Below are 18,099 nucleotides of genomic sequence, written 5' to 3'. Positions count from 1 at the left end.
ATCAGCTCCGATAATCGCCATTGATGGTGATATAGCCATGCGTCAGGTCGCAGGTATAAACGCTCGCCTTGCCCTCACCCAGCCCCAAGCTGACGGTCAGTTCCAGGTCCTCGCCCTTCATATAGGCGCTGGTCGCGGCTTCATCATACACGGCCGCTCGCTCGCCATCCTTGGCCACCAGCAGGTCGCCAAAGCGAATGGCCAGCTTGTCGCGATCGGCCGGCTCCCCCGCCTTGCCCACGGCCATCACCACGCGCCCCCAATTGGCGTCTTCGCCGGCAATGGCGGTCTTGACCAATGGCGAGTCGGCAATCGACTTGGCAATGCGAAACGCGCTCTGGTCGGAGGTCGCGCCCTCGACATGGATGGACACCTGCTTGGTCGCCCCCTCGCCGTCGCGCACCACCTGGATGGCCAGATCAAACAGCACATCGGCCAGCGCCGCGCCAAACGTTTCTGCGCGCGGGTCATCAAGGCTGGCAATCGCCTCCACCCCGGCCTTGCCGGTCGCAAAGGCCAGCAGTGTATCGGAGGTAGACGTGTCGCTATCCACCGTGATGGCGTTGAAACTGGTCTGCACATGCCGCGCCAGCAGCGCCTGTAAGACGGGCGCCGCAATCGGCATATCGGTGACCACAAAGCTCAGCATGGTCGCCATGTCAGGCGCGATCATGCCGCTGCCCTTGGCAATGCCGTTGATTTTGACCTCGACCCCGTCGATGTCGAAAATCGCACCGGATAGCTTGGGAAAGGTATCGGTCGTCATGATCGCCTTGGCGGGTTCCATCCACGATCCGGCGCTGACCCGCGCCGCCATATCGTCCAGCACGCCGGCAAATTTGGAGGCATCCAGCGGCTCCCCGATCACCCCCGTCGACGCCAGAAAAATCTCGGACGGTGCGCAGCCCAGCGCCCTCGCCGCATAATCGGCCGTCAGTTCGACGCTCTTCTGCCCCTTGGTGCCGGTAAAGGCATTGGCATTGCCCGAATTGACCACCAGGCCCCGCGCTACCCCGCCTGGCAAATTGGCCTTGCACCAATCCACCGCCGCCGACGAACATTTCGAGCGCGTCAGCACGCCCGCCGCCGTCGTGCCCTCGTCAAACGCCATCAGCAGCACATCGGTGCGGTTCTTGTACTTGATCCCGGCCTCGGCCGTCGCGAAACGCACCCCGGCGATCGCCGGCAGGTCCGGATAGGATTTGGGAGCGAGCGGGGAAACGGGATGGGCCATCTGGGCTGTCCTCTTGGGGGCAAAAGCTGCCCTCGGGTTTGCCCCAAACGCGAGACGTCCGCAAGACGGGTTGCGGACGTTTGCGCATCATGCCCCAAAGCTAGGCGATGGGCGCAAACTGAATGCCGCAATTCTTGACGCGGTTGACCTGCTCGATGGCCTGCATTTCGCCCTTGAACCGCGCCACCTCGGCCGCGGCTGCGCCATCCCCTTTCATGAAGAAGGCAGCAGGCCAGAACAATATGATGGCGACACCCGTCATGGCCGCATCCTGGCTGCGATTCTTGGGTTGCTGCCCGAAGGCCGCGGCGGCCCGGGCGGAGACATTTTCCGCTTCCGCCCGCAACTGGCTACAGCTCAGGTTTTGGTAGAGCCCCGTCGAAACATAGGCTGGTGCAATATCCTTCGGCGGCGTGGCGCAGCCGGCAAGCATCGCCGCGACAGCGGCGATAGGTAGAACGAATTTCATGTAATTACCCCCAGATAGTACTGGAGGTAACAGAGCGTGTCCGCTGATGGCAGTCGGACTAATACCAACGGAACGGGACGAATTCTCGTCACCAAGTGCTCCGCTCAATCCAGCAAGCCAACCTTGAAAAACCTAAGCCCTACTGGTATTTCGGTCTGGCTGGCCCCGTAGCTCAGCAGGATAGAGCACAGGATTCCTAATCCTGGGGTCGTGGGTTCGAATCCCGCCGGGGTCACCAGTTTCAGTCTGCCGCAGCCGCGCGGGCCCTGTCGGTAAACACCAGCCCGAGATAATGCTCGCCTGAGCGTACGACGTGATCGCGCATGGCGCGCTCGGCGGCTTCCACTTGGCCTGCGGCGATGGTTTCGGCGATGAGCTTGTGTTCGGCCAGCGCGCGGGCGCGTTCGTCCGGGTCCGAATGGATGATGCGGCGCGTGCCTTCGTCATAAAAGCGCTGCCGCTCGATCAGCCGGGCCAGATAAAGGCATTGCGAAGCAATGTGGATCTGTTCGTGGAACACGCCGTTGAGCTCGATCAGCCTTCCGGCATCGCCTGCGGCGCTGGCCTCGGCCATGGACGCGATCGTCGCGTGCAGCGCGGCGCCGCCTGCCTTGTCGATCCGCCGCGCCGCCAGGTGCGCGATCATCGATTCGAGCGCCGCCCGCGCCAGGATCATTTCCTCCGCCCAGGTCCGGCTATAGAGCACGACGATCCCCCGACGCGGCAGCGTCGAGATCAGCCCTTCGGTCTCCAATTGCCGCAGCGCTTCCTTGAGCGGGGTGGTGCTGACGCCTAGCTCCTCGGCCAATTGCCGCTCATTGAGCTTTTCCTGCGGCGCGAACCGCCCGGACAGAATAGCCATGCGCAACGCCTTGTGCACATGATCGCGCAGCGTCAGGCTGAGCTTTGGATCAAGCCGTTCCAGCCGCGCCGCACCGTGATCCTGCATGACAATCTCTCCGCACCAAGCTTGGGTATAGCAAGTTTCCGCTGGCCTGGCAGGCCCCTATGCCGCCGGCGCCCATCCGCTATATTTGGGATGGCCCGCATCCAGCGGCAGCGCAATGTCGGCCCCGGTTTCCGACGAATGATAGATCGCCGTTACCAGCTCGAGCGCCTGCCTTGCATCCGCGGTCGTCACCGGCAGCGGCGCACCGGTGGTGATCGCCTGGTGGAACAGCCGCAATTGTGTGGTGTGGCGCGAGGGCACGAATTCCCAATCGGCCAGCACGGCGTCGATCTGCGCGCCAATTTCGGGCGTTTTAGCAATGATCTGCCAATCCGCCTCGCCCGGCCGATAGGGCGCATGATCGCTTTCAAGGGTCAGGTTTTCAAAGGCCAGGCGGATGCGCGTCAACTGATCCGCCGAGCCTAACGTCGCCGTCAGCGACACCAGCGCGCCATTTTGCATGCGCAGCGAGGCCGACAGGCAATCCTCCACCTCGATGTCGTTGACGCGGGTATCGACCCGCCCGAACACCCGATCCACCGGCCCCATCAGATAGGTCATCATGTCATGCGGGTGGATAGCATGGGCCATCAGCACCCCGCCCAGCTCCGTCTTCCATTTGCCGCGCCACGGCACCGCATAATAGTCCGGCCCACGCCGCCAGAAAGTCTCGACTGTCCCCGCATAGGCCTTGCCCGCGAGGCCAGCATCGATCACCGCCTTGGCCTTGGCCACCCCATTGCCATAGCGATATTGAAACACCGGCATCAGCCGCCCGGCCGAGCGGGCCTCCGCCGCCATGATCACATCGATCTCGGCCAGCGAGCCCACCAGCGGCTTTTCGCACACCACATGCTTGCCCGCGGCCAGCGCCGCCAGACTCTGTTCCAGATGCAGTCCCGGTGGCGTGCAGATATCGATGACATCGATCTCCGGCATGGCCAGCAGCGCCTCGAACGAAGTCGTGCGCCCCGCAATGCCGAACTCGTCGCCCACCGCCGCCAGCCGCTCCTCGTTGAGATCGCACAGCGCGACCACCTCGAACAATTCGGCATTGGGCACATAGCCCTCCACCAGATGGGTGCGCCCCGCGCCGCATCCCACGATCCCGACCCTAAGCTTGGCTGTCATATCAAATTCCAATTGCTTGGTGTGCCCGGCCTCAAGCCGGGCACACCAGAAGGCTTTTAGCCGCGAGCGACCGCTTGCGCCATGCCGGCAACCAGGTCGGCCGCCCCCTGCTCGCTCGATTTGGCTTCGAACGCCACCTCTTCGGCCACGCTCATCAACACGGTCGTGCCCTCGCCCGCCCCTTGCGGCGGCGCTGGCGGCAACGCGCCGATCACCGAAGCGATATTGTCCAGATAGGTCAGCGCTTCCTGCGAGGCTTCATCCAGCGACGGCAGGATGGCCTGGCGCGTTTCCGGCGCCTCGGGTGCACCGCGCTCGACGCCCAGAATCTGCATGGCCTCGGGATTGTTGATGAAGAAATCGAGGAACTTGCCCGCCAGTTCGGGGTCCTTGGTCTGCGAGCTCAGGCTGAAATACATCGAGGGTTTGAGATATTGCCCCGGCTGGCCGCCTTCGATCACTGGAATGCTGGTCATGCCCAGCCGGTCGGTATTGGCCTTCTGGTAGCTCACCAACTGGTTGGATTGCGCAATGCCCGTGGCGGCCTTGCCAACGGTAACGACGCTGGTATCGACATTGCCCTGCGACAGCGCCTGCACATCGGCCGGCACACAGGCGCCCGCCTTGCGCATTTCGCTCCACAGGTCGAACCACGCCTTGGCGTCGGTCTCATCAAACCCCAGGCTGCCATCGGCCGCATACAGCGCCTTGCCGCGCTGGCGCAGATAGGTCTCGAACGAGGTTTCGTGCCCGCTGGCATCCTGTGTGCCGAAAAAGCCCGTGCGCGTGGTCTTGCTGGTGAACTGGGTGCAGAGATCAGCAAACTGCTCCCAGGTCGTGCCGATAGTCGGCGGCTCGATGCCCGCCTCTTCCCAGGCCGTCAGGTTGAGGATCACCGCCCCCGTATTGGCGCCCAGGCTGATGCCATAGACCTTGCCATCCACCCGGCCGACGTCAATCCGCTCTTCCGGCCAATTGGAGAGATCGATCGTCGAGGCCAGCAGGTCATCGAGCGGCAGCAGCACGCCGCGCCCGGCATATTCAAAGATATAGCGGTAATCCATCTGGATCACGTCGGGCGGGTTGCCGCCAGCAGTCTGGGTGGCCAGCCACGTCCAGTAATCCCCGCCGCCCGGCAGCGTCTGGCCCTCGATCTCGACACCCCCATTGGCGGCCTTGAACAGATCGATGATCTTGTTGGTCCGCTCCGCCCGCTCGGCATTGCCCCACCAGCTCAGCCGCAGCCGACTCTCCTGGCCAAAAGCCGTTCCCCCGCCGATCAGCCCAGCCAGTGTCAGCGCCGAACTCGCCGCCAGAAAATTCCGTCTCGTCAATTCAGGCATTCGAGGCTCCTCCCTCAATACGTGAAATTGAAATCTGATATATCAAATTTGCGAGACGGGTCAAGGCTAGTATGGAAGATCAGAACGGCGAACATGGCCACTTGCGAACGCGGACGCCCTCGCCACAACAGCCATAAATTTCGGGATTTCAGGAGAAGGTCTGCGCCGCAGAGGTGCGGTCATCGCTCATGGCCCGCTGCAGGCTGGCCAGCTGCGGAAAGAGGCGCGGCGGACCTCAGCCCGCCGCGCCGTCGCAATTATTGCCCGGCAGCCTGGGCCGAGTACATGTAGCTGTCATAGGTATATTCGGCGACGCGGAACCACTCGAAGCTCTCGTCCCGGAATTTCTTCCAGCTCGGATAGATCGCCGCCCATTGCGGGTTGTTGGCCGTATATTCCTCGTACAGCTCGAACGTCGCCTTATAGGCAGCGTCGAGCACATCGCGCGGCAGCGGCCGCAATTGCACGCCCTTGCCCACCAGCGAGCGGATCGCGGCGGTATTCTTGACGTCGTACAGCGCCTGCATGTTGATATTGGCCGCCTTGCAGGCGGTGTCGAGCGCCACCTTGTAGGTCTCGGGCAGCGCTTCGTACTGCGCCTTGTTGATGTAGAAGTGGATGGTCAGCCCACCTTCCCAATAAGCCGGATAATAGTAGTACGGCGCGATCTGGTAGAAGCCCAGGCGCTCGTCATCATAGGGCCCCACCCATTCGGCCGCGTCGATCGTGCCGCGTTCCAGCGCTGGGTAGATGTCACCGCCCGGCAGTTGCTGGGGCACCACGCCCAGGCGCGACATCACTTCGCCAGCCACGCCCGCGATACGCATCTTGATGCCGGAGAGATCGGCCAGGCTATTGATTTCCTTGCGGAACCAGCCGCCCATCTGCGCCCCGGTCGCGCCGCCCGGAATGCCGACAACGCCATATTCTTCGAGGAACGTATTGTAGAGCTCGTTCCCGCCGCCATGATAGAGCCAGGCATTCTGCTGGCGCGCATTGAGGCCGAACGGAATGGTCGAGCCGATGGCAAAGGTCGGGTTCTTGCCGGTGAAATAATAGCCGCAGGTATGCGCGATTTCGACCGTATTGGCCTGCACCGCATCGATGGCCTGCGCGCCGGGCACCAGTTCACCCGCCTGGAACACCTGGATCTGGAATTTGCCGTCGGTGATCTTGGAGAGGGCCTCCGCCATCACCACCGCACCACCATAGATGGTGTCCAGATTATTCGGGAAACCCGACGTCAGGCGCCAGCGCAGCGTCGGCAATTCCTGGGCAATCGCGGGGGTGGCGAGCACCGTGCCAGCGGCAGCGGCGACGCCGGCGGCAGCGCCCTTGCCCAAAAAGTTACGTCGATTGAGATCAGCAGTCACGTTCAGTCCTCCTCAGGTGTTTTAGATCGTCACGGAGCCGGAGCCGCCGGAGCGGGCTCGGCGCCAAAACTGGGTGCGGCCGGAGCCGCGTCTGGCGCAGGCGCTCCAAAGCTGGGGGCCGCGGGCGCAGCCGGAGCCGCAGGCGCCCCAAAGCTGGGTGCCGGAGCGCCAAAGCTTGGCGCAGCCGGGCCGCCGAATGGCGCCGCGGGCGTGCCGAACGGGTTCTCCCCACCCGCGCCGGGCATCGGCACATTGAGCCGGATACCGGCCGGATCGACCGCGGCAGCGCTCGATTTGTAATGCGTCACCAATTGCGGGAAGAACATCACCAGCAGCACCATGACCAGCTGGATGCCCAGGAATGGCAGCGCCCCCATATAGATTTGTCCCGATGTCACCGGCTGGATAGTCGCGCCGGTCACCCGGTCCTTGTAGGCGCGCGATGGCGCTACCGATCTGAGATAGAACAGCGAGAACCCGAAGGGCGGATGCATGAACGAGGTCTGCATATTGATCGCCAGCATTACGCCGAACCAGATCAGGTCGATGCCCAGCGCCTCGGCCACCGGCGCCAGCAGCGGGATGATGATGAAGGCCAATTCGAAATAATCGAGGAAGAAGGCGAGGAAGAACACCAGCAGATTGGCGATGATCAGGAAGCCGATCACCCCGCCCGGAATCGAGGTCATCAGGTGCTCGACCCACACATGGCCGTTGACGCCATAGAAGGTCAGCGAGAAGACGCGGGCGCCGAGCAGGATGAAAATCACGAAGCATGACAGCTTGGCCGTCGAATAGAGCGCCGACTTGACCATGGGCAGGTCCAGCTTGCGGTTGAGCATGGCCAAGACCAGCGCACCCACCGCCCCCATCGCGCCACCTTCAGTGGGCGTGGCAAAGCCGATGAAGATCGTGCCAAGCACGAGGAATATCAGCACCAGCGGCGGCACCAGCGAAGTGATCACCCGCGCCAGCAGCTTCCACCCGCGCAGTGTACGTGCCTCGGGCGGCAGGGCCGGCACGCTCTTGGGATAGATCATCGACATGACGATGATATAGGCGGCATAAGCGGCCACCAGCAGCAGCCCGGGCACCAGCGCGCCCTTGTACATATCGCCCACCGAGCGGCCCAATTGGTCGGCCAGGATGATCAGCACCAGGCTCGGCGGAATGATCTGCGCCAGCGTGCCCGACGCTGCGATCGTCCCGGCCGCGACCTTGCGGTCATAGCCATAGCGCATCATGATCGGCAGCGAGATCAGGCCCATCGAAATCACCGATGCCGCCACCACGCCCGTGGTTGCCGCCAGGATCGCGCCCACAAAGATCACCGCGAAAGCCAGGCCCCCGCGCACCGGCCCGAATAATTGCCCGATGGTATCGAGCAGGTCCTCGGCCATGCCGCTTCGTTCGAGGATCAACCCCATGAAGGTGAAGAACGGAATAGCCAGCAATGTCTCGTTGGACATCTGCCCGAAGATGCGGTCGGGAATGGCGCCGAACAGGTTGATCGGCAGCAGCCCCATTTCGATGCCGACAAAACCGAAGGCAAAGCCGACAAAGGCCAGCGCGAACGCCACCGGATAGCCGAGCAACAGCACGACGATCAGCGACAGGAACATGATGGGCGCGAGATTTTCCGCGAAGAAGGCAAACATGATGACTGTCCGGGTCTAGAGTGCTGCAGCTTCGGCATCGGCAACCGACACCGGATCGGGAATTTGCCCGCGCAGGACGGCGATGCGCTTGATCAGCTCGGACACGCCCTGCAGGAACAGCAGGCCAAACCCGGCCGGGATCAGCGCCCAGACCGGCCACAAGACCAGCCCGCCGGTATTGTTGGAGATTTCGCCGCTGGCGAACTTGGCCGCCACGATGGGCCAGGACAGGTAGATGGTGATCAGGCAGAACGGGAACAGGAAGAAGATCGTCCCCAGGATATCGACCCAGAGCTGCGCCTTGCGCGGCAATTGCCCATAGAGCAGGTCGACCTTGACGTGCTCGCTATTGAGCAGCGTGTATCCCGCGGCAATCAGGAACACGGCCGAGAACAGATACCACTGTGCCTCCAGCCACGCATTGGAGCTGAGATTGAATAGCTTGCGCGTCGTCGCATTGACCGCGCTTATCAGCACCGCCGCCAGCAACAGCCACGACACGGCCTTCCCGATAACAGTATTGATCGCGTCGATCGCGCGCGACAACGCCAACAAACCAGCCATGGAGTCCTCCCGAGGGTTCCGCACGTTGGCGGACGGCCATTTGGGAGCCAGTGCTAGAACGCGTCACCCCGCCGGACAATATAGCCATGTGGCCCAAATGCGGCGGCGTACCCAATACTGGGTATGGCGGCTGCCGCGTCTAGACCAAGCCATTCTCGATGGCATACCGCGTCAGTCCCGCCGTGGAACTGACGCCGAGCTTCTTCTTGATCTTCTTGCGGTGCGTTTCCACCGTTGCCGCCGAAATCGACAACGCCTCGGCCACCTGCTTGTTGCTCTGCCCCGCCGCGATCAACAGCAGCACCGAATATTCCCGCGCCGTCAGCGGCTGTGCCGCCTCGCTGGCCCGGCGCTCCAGCAACACATCCGACACGCCCGAGGAGAAATAGGTGCCACCCGCCGCCACCGTCTCGATCGCCTCCACGATTTCCTCGGTCGACACATCCTTGAGCACATAGCCCGAGGCGCCGTGCATCACCGAGGTCGAGATATATTCCCGGCTATCATGCATCGAGAGCATCAGCACCCGCGTTTCCGGCACCTGTTCGCGGAACAGTTCCAGCGCCTCGATGCCGTTGACATGGGGCATGTTGATATCCATCAGCGCCACCTGCGGCCGCGTCGCCCGGGCAATTTCCAGCCCCGTCAGCGCCAGCCCCGCTACCCCCACCACATCGATATGCTCGAAGGTTTCAAGGATCGCCTTGAGCCCGTCCAGTACCAGCGGATGATTGTCGACCAGCAGCACCTTGATCGGTTTGTCGCTCATGCCACTTCGCTCAGCTCCGCCTGCGGCAGGCTGGCCGATTTGGGCAGGCTGGCCTGCAGCCGCGTGCCGGTGGGCGAGGTCTGGATCAGCAACAGCCCGCCGAAATGGGCCATCCGTTCCTGCATATTGCGCAGCCCCAGCCCGCCCATGCCGCTCTGCCCGGCAAAGCCCTTGCCGTCATCCTCGATGATCATTTGCACCCGCCCCTTGGGGCTGAGCAGGGTGATCGAAACATTGCTGGCGCCGGCATGCCGCTCGACATTGTTGAGTGCTTCCTGCGCCACCCGATAGAGCGCCGTGCTCGCCTCAGGCTTGGGCCGCACCTTGAAGCCGCTATATTCCAGCTGCGTCGCAATCCCCGTCCGTTCGGAAAAATTGTGGCACAGCGCTTCGAGCGCCGAACTCAGCCCCAGATCGTCCAGCACGCGCGGCCGCAGATCATGCGACAGGCGCCGCACTTCCTTGATCGCCCCATTCAGCGCCTCGGCCCCCCGCTCGATGGCGCCGATCGCGTCGGCGCTGTCATTGCTGGCCTTGCGCCGCGCCAGGTCGATCGCATAGCGCACCCCGATCAGGTTCTGCGAAATTCCGTCATGCAGTTCCCGCGCCAGCCGCGAGCGTTCCTCTTCCTGCGTATCCACGATGCGCTGCGTCAATTGCTTGAGCTTGCTGTCCGCCATGCGCCGCTCGCGCGCATTGAGCAGCATGCAGGTGGCAAACACGATCAACACCGCCGGCACGGCAATCAGCGCGACGATGAAAAACGTCTGCCCGATACTGGCCCGCAATTCGGCCTTGGCCGCAGCGGTCTGGGCGAACACGTCATCCAGATACACCCCCGTCCCCAGCATCCAGCGCCATTTGTCCAGCCCCACCGCGAAGGATAGTTTGTCCGCCATCGCCCCGGCAGAGGGCTTTTCCCATTTATACTGGTGCAGCCCACCCCCCTCCTTGGCCCGCTGGATCAGGTTGGCGATCACATGGTCGCCGTCAGGGTCCACCAGATCGAGCCAGTTCTGCCCCGGCCGATAGGTCTGGCGCGGATGCACGACATTGTTGCCGTCATAATCGTAGACGAAGAAATAGCCGTCCTGCCCATAGTCGAGCGTGGTCAGAATGGCGCGCACCTGTTCCTTGGCCGCCTCGTCGTCCGGTCCTGCCGCCTGGTAGATATCGTCGATCGCCGAAATCGCCAGATTGGTGAGGTTCAGCAATTCGGTCTGCTTGGCCTCCAGCAGATTGCTTTCGAACGTATCGATACTGGTCTGAGCCAGCCGCGTGGACTGCCAGGTGATCAAAAGGGTAATCGCCGATATCGCCACGATCAGCGGAATGATCGCCAGCGCCAGAATTTGATACCGCAGGTTCACCGCCGTCTCCCCTTTGCGTCGGTCAGGCTGCTGGTTTTGCGGCCAAACCGGCTTGGCCGCAAGGGCGTCGTTTTGTCCTGATTCACCCCGCGTTAAGGCAATGGCAGTGCAATAGTGCCAGACAGCACCATCATTTGGCCATCAGCGGCAGCTTAATCGCGCCGCAATCGCCCTGCCCAACAAAGGAAAACCAATGCCCGTTTTGCGCCTCACCCAACCCGTGGCAGCTGCCGCCTTCGCCCTGCTGACAGCTGCTGCACTCGCCGGATGCAGCATGGGCGGCGGCGGTGGCAGCGCTGGCGCCGCACTGCATCCGGGCCTCAGCGCCCGCATGGACCAGCCTGGCGCAAGCCTCGACCGTGCCCAGGCCCTCAGCATTGTCAATGCCTACCGCGCCACCAGTGGCATTGCGCCCCTCACGCCCGATACCGGCCTCGATGGCACCGCTCAGGCCCTGGCCAATCAATATGCTGAGACCGGCACCCCGCCCAAGACTCCGCAGGGCCTGCGCGTCATGAAGCTCAGCGCCGGTTACGCCACCTTTGCCGAGACCTTCTCCGGCTGGCGCAACAACCCGGCCGACGCGGCCGGGCTGACCTCGGCCGGCGGCAAGGCCGGCGTTGCCATGGCCTTCAATCCCGCCTCCAGCTACGGCGTCTATTGGGTCCTGGTTGTTGGCGACTGAGCCCGAGCTCATTGACGCGCGGGGGCTCAAATGCCCCCTCCCGGTGCTGCGCATGGAGAAACGGCTCGATAGCCTGCCCTCCGGCGCAGCCCTGATCGTGCTCGCCACCGACCCCATGGCCAAGGTCGATATCCCGCTCTATTGCCGCCAGCACGGGCACGCCTGCAGCCTCGCCACCGAGGGTGACGTGCTGCGGTTTTCCATCCTTAAAAGCTGATCAAAAAACCGGCCGCGTCCGCGGCACCGGGATATCCCCGCCCGCCACTGGCACGCCAGGCCGCAGCCCGCCATCCAATGCCGCTTCCGTCGTCGTCGGCGCGGCAAACATCGGCACATGCGCCGGCCGCGGCCGCGGCAGTACCACACCCACCGCCATCCGCCCCAGATCGGTCGCCACATAGGTGTTGGGCACGACCGTATCGGTCAGGTAGGTCGGCTGGCCCTTGAGGCCCATGGGGAAAGCTGCTTCCTGCGCTTTCACATAATCCTGCGAGCCCTTGCCGCAGATATTGGCGCGCATATCGACCGGCGCCGCACCCGGATTATTGGCCAGATTGAGCACGGTCTGGCCGCTCGGCTGCATGCTGCCGGACAGGCCCTTGAGCACCAGTTCAGCCGCCCGCTCATTGCGCTCGCGCGCCGACGAGCCACCCAGCACAATGGCCAGCAACCGGCGCCCATTGCGCTCCACCGTGGCCACCATGTTAAGCCCGGACGCGCAGACAAAGCCGGTCTTCATACCGGTCGTGCCGGAAAACTTGGTCAGCAATTCATTCTGCGATTCCAGCCGCGCCTTGCCCACCTGCACCGCTTCGGTGCCGAACATCGGCAGGTATTGCGGAAAGCTCTGGCGGATATAGAGCGCCAGCACGGCCAGATCCCGCGCCGACATATATTGCCCCGGATCATGCAGGCCATTGGGATTGTTAAAATGGCTGGCGGTCAGCCCCATCCGGGCCGCCACGTCGTTCATCTTGGCAACAAAGCCCGCTTCGCTGCCGCCCACCGTCTCGGCGATCGCCATGGCCGTGTCATTGGCCGATTTGACGATCATCACATAAAGCGCGTCCTTGAGGCTCATGGCGCTGCCCACCGGCAGGCCCGAGCGCGAGGGCGCCTGCTTGAGCGCCTTGGCCGACAGGATCACCGGCGTATCCAGCGTCACCGTCCCCTTGGCGATTTCCTCGAACACCACATAGGCCGTCATCATCTTGGTCAGCGATGCCGGGTGCCAGGGCTGTCCCGCCTCCTGCGCATAAAGCACGTCGAGATTGTCCATATCGACCAGCAGCATCGGATTGGCCCGCGCTGTCCCAAGGGCGGCGGCGAGGCTGACAAGGCAGGCAAAGGCGAAAAGGCCGAGACGGCGGGCAAACGGCAAGTGACAAAGTCTCCGAGTATGTCGGGAAGGCGCCTCCTCTTACCAGCGCCCTCCCCTTATCTCAATGTGGCCAAGCCCCCGGTGACAGGCTTTTGACCGCTCCTGACACCCTCTGGCAGCACAAGCGTTCAACTTTGTGGCAACACGGACACGAGGAGACACCACCATGACCACCGTCATCACCGTTCTGACCGAAGGCTTTGCCGATTGGGAAACCGCCCTGCTCAATGCCGGCGCCCGCAGCTATCTCGGCATCAACACCAAATTCGCCACGCCGGGCGGCAAGCCGGTCACCTCGGCCGGTGGCCTCAGGATAACGCCGGATCTGGCAGTGGAAGACATCGACGCCGCCACGTTCGACGCCCTCGTCGTCTGCGGTGGCAGTGCATGGGCCAGCGATGCCCCGCCCGATATCACGGCAGTGCTCGTAGCAAGCCGCGACGCCGGCAAGACCGTGGCCGGCATTTGCGATGGCACGCTGGCGCTCGCCCGCGCCGGCATTCTCGACAACGTCGCGCATACCTCCAACTCAGCCGACAATCTCACCCCGAGTGGCTATGCCGGCGCGGCGCACTACAAGGATCAGCCGCAGGCAGTGGTCGATGGCAGGATCGTCACCGCGCCGGGCACGGCTCCGGTGAGCTTCATGGGCGGCGTATTGGAGACATTGGGCCTGCGCAACGGCGATCTGGACTACTATCTCAGGCTCTACGGCGCCGAACATCAGGCGGCATGATCACTTACCCCTAGGCACAAGCAGTAACCGTGTTTATATTTGTGCCTAAGTTATCCGAGCCTAAGGTCCGCACATGTCTCTCACCGACACCTCCAAATCCGCCAATTGCCTGGCCATGTCCGACGTGCTCAACCGCATCGGCGACAAGTGGAGCGTCATGGTCGTGGGCATTCTCGGCCAGAATGGCACGCTGCGCTTCAACGAGCTCAAGCGCATGATCAATGGCGTGTCCCAGCGCATGCTGACCCTGACCCTGCGCAATCTCGAGCGCGACGGGCTGGTCACCCGCACCATCTATCCCGAAGTGCCGCCGCGCGTGGAATATAGCCTGACCGAGCTGGGCAAGACCCTCCAGGTGCCGATCAGCGGCCTCTGGGACTGGTCGGCCGAACATCACGGCACCATCATGGAAGCCCGCGCCATCTATGACGCCCGCGAAACCACAACCACCCCGGCCGAACCACGCAAGGCCGCCTACGCTCGCGACTGATCGGCCATGTGGACGCGGTCGGTATTGGCAGGCCAAATCTCTGCATTTGGCATCGAGCCCGGTGACGCCATTCTGGTGCACGCCGGCCTGCGCTCGGTCGGACCCGTGCTTGGCGGGCCCGACGCCCTGATAGCAGCACTCATGGACACAGTCGGGCCCACCGGCACGATCATGGGCTATTGCGACTGGAACTATGACGACCGCGACCTGCCGGACCCGGCTTTGCGCGTCGACGTACCCCCGTTCGATCCCGAACGCTCCCGCGCCACGCGCGACAATGGCGCCTTTCCCGAGCTGCTGCGCACCACGCCCGGCGCCCGGCGCAGCGCCAGTCCCGGGGCATCCTGCGCCGCTCTGGGTGGCAGGGCCGAATGGTTCACCGCCGATCATGCGCTCGACTATGGCTATGGCCCGCAATCGCCCTTCGGCAAGCTGGTCGAAGCGGGCGGCAAGACCATGCTGATCGGCGCGCCGCTCGATACCATGACCTTGCTGCACCACGCCGAACATCTCGCCGACATTCCCGGCAAGCGCCTGCGCCGCTATCAAGCGCCGATCCTTGTGGACGGGCAGACGACATGGCGCGACTTTGAGGAATTCGACACGTCCGACCCGGTGGTCGAAGGACTGCCCGATGACTATTTCGCCGACGTGGTCGAGGATTTCCTGGCCACCGGCCAGGGCCGGCGCGGCCTGATCGGCCACGCCCCGTCAGTGCTGGTCGATGCCCCAGCCATCGTCGCTTTCGCGGTCGATTGGCTGGAACATCGCTGTCCGCCGTAGGACCAGTCGGCATTCACTCAGGCTGAGCCGAAAATGGCGGATTTCGAGAACCGGAGCGCAGCGTACTTTTGGGTACGTGAGCACCGGAAGCGCAGAAAACCGCCATTTGCAGGCCAGCATCAGCGAATGCCGACTGGTCCTAGGCGTTAAAGCCGCTATCGACCAAGATCGAGCTTCCGGTAATGCTGCGGCCGCCTGGTCCCGCCAGGTGCAGGACTGCCGCCGCGACATCGTCCGGCGCACCGAACCGGCCCAATGCGTTATGCATCAGTTGGCTAGCGGCATGAGCCCCATTGGCGGGGTTCATATCGGTATCGGTCGAGCCGGGATCGACGGTGTTGACGGTAATCCCCTGCGGCCCCAACTCACGCGCCAATGCCCGCGTCATGCCGAGCAATGCCGATTTACTGGAGACATAGAGCGCCAGGCCCGCATCGGGAACGCGGGTCGACAGATTGCTGCCGATGGAGATGATCCGGCCGCCATTGGGCATGTGCCGCGCCGCCGCTTGCGCTGCGAAAAATGGGGCTCTCGCATGGATGGCGAACAACCGGTCGAAATCGGCTTGCGAGACATCGGCAAACGGACCGCCATCGCCGACCCCGGCATTGTTGACCAGCACATCGAGCTTGCCGAAATGGCTCACGGTGCGCTCGACGGCTGCAACCACCGCGTCCGCATCAGCTGAATCGGCCTGGAACGCCAGCGCCTTGCGGCCAAGCTGGGTGATCTGCCGGCTGACTGCCTCGGCCCGCTCGCCATTGCTGGCAAAGGTGAAGGCCACATCGGCGCCGGCCCTCGCCAGGGCAATGGCAATCGCCGCCCCAATGCCGCGGCTGCCCCCGGTTACAAGGGCGACCTGGTCGAGAAGTTCGGGTTTGGACCGCATATTCATCTCCATTTTCTAACGATCGGTACATAATAGCTAGACCGGCTTGTGATGGCCGGTCAATGGTTTTATACTGATCGGTAGAAAAATCATTTGGACACCCGGTTTTGGCAGGACGCCCGCGCGAGTTTGATCGAACCAAGGCCTTGCATGATGCCATGCTGCTGTTTTGGGAGCGCGGCTATGAGGGCACCTCGGTTGGCGACCTCTCCGAAGCGCTCGACATCGGCAAGCCCAGCCTCTACGCCGCCTTCGGCAACAAGGAAAATCTGTTCCTCGAAGCCCTCCAGCTCTATGAAGACCGCTATGGCTGCTTTTCCCCGGACGCCTTGAACGAGGCGCCCACCGCCCGCATTGCCTTTGCCGAAACGCTGCGGCGCAATGCCGAATCCCAGCTCAATCCCGATACGCCGCCCGGCTGCTTTATCGTGCTCGCGGCCACGGTCGGCACGCCGCAAAATGCCGAAGTCCGCGCCCACCTGACTCGCCGCCGCCAGGCCACGCGCGACCATCTGGCCGCCCGCCTGGCCCGCGGCATTGCCGATGGCGACGTGCCGGCCAGCGCCGACCCGCAGGCCATTGCCACCTTCTACGCCACGGTGATCAATGGCCTTGCCATCGAAGCCCGCGACGGCGCCCAGCAGGCCGATCTCGATCGCATCGTTACCGGCGCACTCGCCGCATGGGATTCATTGGTCGGCGCATGAAAAAGGCGGGCTCCTCCCCGGCCTTCATTGTTGCTAGATCAGCGCCACGATCTTCTTCTTGCGCCACACGAAGCGATACCAGCTCGCTTGCGCCACCAGCATCACCGTGAAGCTCGCCGCATAAGCGATCCAGATGCCATGTAGCCCCAGGCTCGTCCGGCTGAGCACTACAGCCCCCGGCAATTCGATGAGCAGGATACAGGCCAGCGAGATCACCATGGGCGCCACCACAGTGCCGCTCGAGCGCATGATGCCCGAGAACACCACGCTCCAGCCAAAGCACAGCATGCTCCACAGCACGATATGCAGCAGCGTCTCGGTCACCTCGATCACCGCCGGATCGGTGATGAACAGCGCCACCAGATGCTGGGAGAACAGGTACGCGACCAGGATCAACGTGCCGGTGATGATGAGGTTGAGCACCAGCGCCGTCTTGGTGATCCCCCACAATTGCCCCGCCTGCCCCGCGCCAATGGCCTGCGCCCCGAAAATCGAGGCGGCAATGCCGATCGACATGGCCGGAAACTGCACATAGCCGATCACCTGGTTGACCGCGCCATAGGCCGCCGTGGCATCCGAGCCAAAGCCATTGACCAGCCCCACCACCACAATGGCCGAGATCGAGGAAATCACCATCTGCAACCCGGCCGGCACGCCCAGCCGCAGGATCAACCCCAGGAGCTTGAAGTCGGGCACCATGGCCCGCAACAAAGTCGCGTCCGGCGCCAGCGGCAATTTGCGGGCGCGCATATAGATGAAGAGGAAAATCAGCACGCTGACAAAGCCGGCGATAAACGCATAAGCCGCCGCCAGCAGCCCCAGCTTGGGCAGGCCAAACCAGCCCTGAATCAGCGCCGGGGTCACCAACAGGCTCACCATCAGCGAAATGATCAATGCCATCAGCGGCGTCACCGTGTCGCCCACCCCGCGCAACACCGACGTCACAACCAGGAACACGAAAAAGCCCGGCATGCCGATCAGCACGATCCGCGCATAGTCGGTCGACAATCCCAGGATGTTGGCGGGCGCACCCAGCACCTGCATGATCTGCGGCGTAAACGTGCCACCGATAATGGCGACAATGACGCCTAAAGTGATCGTCGCGGTGAGCGTTGTGCCAGCAATTTGCTTGACCTTGTCAACATTGCGCGCGCCCCAGGCCTGCCCGATCAGCACCGTGGCGCCCGAGGAGAGCCCGATGATAAAGCTCATCAAAAAGAACAGGATAGGGAAGAAAGTGGAGATCGCAGCCAGCGCCTCCACCCCAACCATCTGCCCGACATAGACGGCATTGGCGGTTCCTGACAGCGACTGCAGGATGTTGGAAACCATCAACGGAATTAGGAAAAACGTAAACCGCTGCCAGAGCGGCTTGGACATGGGGTTCATCAGAACGCTCCAGAAAGCCTCAACAAAATTGCGTCACGTCGGCCCTGAACACAGTAGCAATCCATTATGCTGGGAGACACTGCGGGGACCATTTCACACCCAAAAGATCGGGTGCCGGCTGGACGGGCGCTTGAGGCTTTGAAATGACACGGCCGCTTGTCTACGCTTGGCTCCCAAAG

The 18,099-nt window shown here is 63.1% G+C and carries 19 protein-coding genes and 1 tRNA gene; 7 read left to right on the top strand and 13 right to left on the bottom strand.

What is annotated here, in order from left to right; translation table 11 throughout:
* Position 1: 1 nt before the first annotated feature.
* On the bottom strand, positions 2 to 1,234 hold the full coding sequence (argJ, locus tag N8A98_RS14860; protein WP_262166423.1) for a bifunctional glutamate N-acetyltransferase/amino-acid acetyltransferase ArgJ: 1,233 nt from the start codon (positions 1,232 to 1,234) through the stop codon (positions 2 to 4).
* A 100-nt stretch (positions 1,235 to 1,334) separates the two neighbouring features.
* Positions 1,335 to 1,703: a hypothetical protein gene (locus tag N8A98_RS14855; RefSeq protein ID WP_262166422.1), complete on the bottom strand. Its 369-nt coding sequence runs from the start codon at positions 1,701 to 1,703 to the stop codon at positions 1,335 to 1,337.
* Between the two features lie 161 nt (positions 1,704 to 1,864).
* Here N8A98_RS14855 and N8A98_RS14850 point away from each other — a divergent pair.
* Positions 1,865 to 1,941: transfer RNA gene (locus N8A98_RS14850), tRNA-Arg, on the top strand.
* A gap of 3 nt (positions 1,942 to 1,944) precedes the next feature.
* Here N8A98_RS14850 and N8A98_RS14845 read toward each other — a convergent pair.
* The 8 genes from N8A98_RS14845 to N8A98_RS14810 form a co-directional block, all read right to left on the bottom strand.
* Positions 1,945 to 2,652, bottom strand: coding sequence for a GntR family transcriptional regulator (locus N8A98_RS14845; RefSeq protein ID WP_262166421.1), 708 nt, complete (start codon positions 2,650 to 2,652; stop codon positions 1,945 to 1,947).
* A gap of 57 nt (positions 2,653 to 2,709) precedes the next feature.
* Complete coding sequence (locus N8A98_RS14840) at positions 2,710 to 3,783, bottom strand: Gfo/Idh/MocA family protein (protein WP_262166420.1); 1,074 nt, start codon at positions 3,781 to 3,783, stop codon at positions 2,710 to 2,712.
* A 56-nt stretch (positions 3,784 to 3,839) separates the two neighbouring features.
* Positions 3,840 to 5,126 carry an ABC transporter substrate-binding protein gene (locus N8A98_RS14835; RefSeq protein WP_262166419.1) on the bottom strand — a complete coding sequence of 429 codons (1,287 nt, stop codon included), beginning with the start codon at positions 5,124 to 5,126 and terminating at the stop codon, positions 3,840 to 3,842.
* 257 nt (positions 5,127 to 5,383) lie between these two features.
* A complete protein-coding gene (locus N8A98_RS14830; protein ID WP_113123287.1) occupies positions 5,384 to 6,499 on the bottom strand; it encodes a TRAP transporter substrate-binding protein in 1,116 nt (371 codons plus the stop codon).
* A 29-nt stretch (positions 6,500 to 6,528) separates the two neighbouring features.
* Positions 6,529 to 8,157 carry a TRAP transporter large permease gene (locus N8A98_RS14825; RefSeq protein ID WP_262166418.1) on the bottom strand — a complete coding sequence of 543 codons (1,629 nt, stop codon included), beginning with the start codon at positions 8,155 to 8,157 and terminating at the stop codon, positions 6,529 to 6,531.
* 15 nt (positions 8,158 to 8,172) lie between these two features.
* The gene (locus N8A98_RS14820) at positions 8,173 to 8,721 is read right to left on the bottom strand and encodes a TRAP transporter small permease subunit (RefSeq protein ID WP_262166417.1); all 549 of its coding nucleotides are present in this window, start codon (positions 8,719 to 8,721) and stop codon (positions 8,173 to 8,175) included.
* 139 nt (positions 8,722 to 8,860) lie between these two features.
* Positions 8,861 to 9,490 (bottom strand): two-component system response regulator MctR, encoded by a 630-nt coding sequence (locus N8A98_RS14815; RefSeq protein WP_262166416.1) that lies wholly within the window; start codon positions 9,488 to 9,490, stop codon positions 8,861 to 8,863.
* Complete coding sequence (locus tag N8A98_RS14810) at positions 9,487 to 10,860, bottom strand: two-component system sensor histidine kinase MctS (RefSeq protein ID WP_262166415.1); 1,374 nt, start codon at positions 10,858 to 10,860, stop codon at positions 9,487 to 9,489. The genes N8A98_RS14815 and N8A98_RS14810 overlap by 4 nt, the downstream gene beginning before the upstream one ends.
* 193 nt (positions 10,861 to 11,053) lie before the next feature.
* On the opposite strand from N8A98_RS14810, the gene N8A98_RS14805 reads away from it, so the two are divergent.
* The gene (locus tag N8A98_RS14805; RefSeq protein WP_262166414.1) at positions 11,054 to 11,545 is read left to right on the top strand and encodes a CAP domain-containing protein; all 492 of its coding nucleotides are present in this window, start codon (positions 11,054 to 11,056) and stop codon (positions 11,543 to 11,545) included.
* 52 nt (positions 11,546 to 11,597) lie between these two features.
* The gene (locus tag N8A98_RS14800; protein WP_262166413.1) at positions 11,598 to 11,762 is read left to right on the top strand and encodes a sulfurtransferase TusA family protein; all 165 of its coding nucleotides are present in this window, start codon (positions 11,598 to 11,600) and stop codon (positions 11,760 to 11,762) included.
* On the opposite strand, the gene N8A98_RS14795 is transcribed toward N8A98_RS14800, so the two are convergent.
* Positions 11,763 to 12,926, bottom strand: a complete 1,164-nt coding sequence (locus N8A98_RS14795) for a D-alanyl-D-alanine carboxypeptidase family protein (protein ID WP_262166412.1) — start codon at positions 12,924 to 12,926, stop codon at positions 11,763 to 11,765.
* Between the two features lie 166 nt (positions 12,927 to 13,092).
* On the opposite strand from N8A98_RS14795, the gene N8A98_RS14790 reads away from it, so the two are divergent.
* From N8A98_RS14790 to aac(3), 3 genes are all read left to right on the top strand, one after another.
* Positions 13,093 to 13,662 (top strand): DJ-1/PfpI family protein, encoded by a 570-nt coding sequence (locus tag N8A98_RS14790; RefSeq protein WP_262166411.1) that lies wholly within the window; start codon positions 13,093 to 13,095, stop codon positions 13,660 to 13,662.
* A gap of 73 nt (positions 13,663 to 13,735) precedes the next feature.
* Complete coding sequence (locus tag N8A98_RS14785) at positions 13,736 to 14,152, top strand: winged helix-turn-helix transcriptional regulator (RefSeq protein WP_262166410.1); 417 nt, start codon at positions 13,736 to 13,738, stop codon at positions 14,150 to 14,152.
* A gap of 6 nt (positions 14,153 to 14,158) precedes the next feature.
* Positions 14,159 to 14,935: an aminoglycoside 3-N-acetyltransferase gene (gene aac(3), locus N8A98_RS14780; protein ID WP_262166409.1), complete on the top strand. Its 777-nt coding sequence runs from the start codon at positions 14,159 to 14,161 to the stop codon at positions 14,933 to 14,935.
* 139 nt (positions 14,936 to 15,074) lie between these two features.
* On the opposite strand, the gene N8A98_RS14775 is transcribed toward aac(3), so the two are convergent.
* The gene (locus tag N8A98_RS14775) at positions 15,075 to 15,824 is read right to left on the bottom strand and encodes an SDR family NAD(P)-dependent oxidoreductase (protein ID WP_262166408.1); all 750 of its coding nucleotides are present in this window, start codon (positions 15,822 to 15,824) and stop codon (positions 15,075 to 15,077) included.
* A gap of 107 nt (positions 15,825 to 15,931) precedes the next feature.
* On the opposite strand from N8A98_RS14775, the gene N8A98_RS14770 reads away from it, so the two are divergent.
* On the top strand, positions 15,932 to 16,531 hold the full coding sequence (locus N8A98_RS14770) for a TetR/AcrR family transcriptional regulator (RefSeq protein ID WP_262166407.1): 600 nt from the start codon (positions 15,932 to 15,934) through the stop codon (positions 16,529 to 16,531).
* Positions 16,532 to 16,564: 33 nt separating this feature from the next.
* Here N8A98_RS14770 and N8A98_RS14765 read toward each other — a convergent pair whose 3' ends face one another.
* Positions 16,565 to 17,920: an MATE family efflux transporter gene (locus tag N8A98_RS14765; protein WP_262166406.1), complete on the bottom strand. Its 1,356-nt coding sequence runs from the start codon at positions 17,918 to 17,920 to the stop codon at positions 16,565 to 16,567.
* Positions 17,921 to 18,099: the final 179 nt, after the last annotated feature.

Source organism: Devosia neptuniae (genome assembly GCF_025452235.1).
In the GTDB taxonomy this organism is placed as follows: Bacteria; Pseudomonadota; Alphaproteobacteria; order Rhizobiales; family Devosiaceae; genus Devosia.
Note: the sequence above shows the minus strand (reverse complement) of the source record. Positions and strands in the feature narration are given on the sequence as shown.